The following is a 1,103-nucleotide window of genomic DNA, read 5'->3' as shown; positions in this document are numbered from 1 at the left end:
GGCGCCGGCCTTGGCCAGCGCCGAGTTCGCCATCAGGGAGGCGCCGCCGGTGATCTGCCGGCCGCCGTCGGACGACACCGTGCCGGTGTAGTCGCTGATCCGGCCCACGGCCATGCGCGGCGAGGGCAGGTTGTAGCGACGGGCGTAGTCGGCCAGGCAATAGAGCGCGGCGGAATAGGGCGTGGGGTTTGCGGTCACCGGCGCATTGCCGATCGGCGTCGCATATTGACCCGACGGACCCGCGACCGGGCTGACGCAGCCGGCGAGCAGAAGGGCGACGGCCGAAACGGCGGCGGACCCCTTGATGAGATGACGGCGGCTCATGGCAGGTTGATGTTCCCGTTCAGGGCCGTACCGGCGTTGATGGCGCCGGTGTTGGTCTGGGTCGAGTTGACGATGACGGTGTTGCGGCTGCCCTGGACCACCACGTTCAGCTGATTGCCGATGGCGGTGGAGCCGCCGATGGTCGTGCCGCCGTTGCTGGACGCGCCTGCGCCGGCATAGGCCGAGGCCGCGCCGCCGGACTGGCTGGAATAGGATGAGGCGCCCGACTGGATGATGCCGTTGACGATCAGCCGATTGCCGTTGGCATCGCGGGTGTAGCCGGTCGCGGCCGTATTGGCGGCCGTTCGCGCGCCGCCATAGCCCTGCTGGAAGCGCGCAGCGCCGCCCGAACCCGTCGACTGCGCAATCGCCGGCACGCTCGCAGCGGCGGCGAAGGCCATGACGGCGGTGGATACAAACAGCCTCTTGGCGGGCATTCCGGGGTTCCTCGCGCACAAACGAACGCCGGACCACGAGCGTGATCCGCACCCCAACCTGCATTAAGGTTATTAAGAAGCGCTTGATGTGACACAGGTCACTGAGCATTTGTGGCGTCATGTCAGACGCATCCGGTCGATTCGATCCGCCGAACAGCCGCCCGGCGCGAGAGCCGATGTTCAACGTGCCGCTGGTCGTGCTGCTGATCGCGGCATCGATGCCGACGCTCTTTTTCTTCCAACGCGACCTGCCCGACATGGGCATGAGCATGGCGTTCGCGCCCATTGATCTGGAGCAGGGGCGGTGGGGCGGGCTGCTGACGGCCATGCTGCTGCACGGCG

General features: G+C 67.5%; 2 protein-coding genes. Both read right to left on the bottom strand.

Going from position 1 to position 1,103, the window contains the following annotated elements; all coding sequences use genetic code 11:
- On the bottom strand, positions 1 to 324 hold a 324-nt coding region (locus B3T77_RS02755; protein ID WP_292076988.1), incomplete at its 3' end, for a twin-arginine translocation signal domain-containing protein.
- Complete coding sequence (gene hfaA, locus B3T77_RS02750) at positions 321 to 761, bottom strand: holdfast anchoring protein HfaA (protein ID WP_039247052.1); 441 nt, start codon at positions 759 to 761, stop codon at positions 321 to 323. The genes B3T77_RS02755 and hfaA, both read right to left, overlap by 4 nt.
- Positions 762 to 1,103: the final 342 nt, after the last annotated feature.

It is taken from the genome of Brevundimonas sp. UBA7838 (assembly GCF_002500885.1).
Taxonomy (GTDB): domain Bacteria; phylum Pseudomonadota; class Alphaproteobacteria; order Caulobacterales; family Caulobacteraceae; genus Brevundimonas; species Brevundimonas vesicularis_C.
Note: the sequence above shows the minus strand (reverse complement) of the source record. Positions and strands in the feature narration are given on the sequence as shown.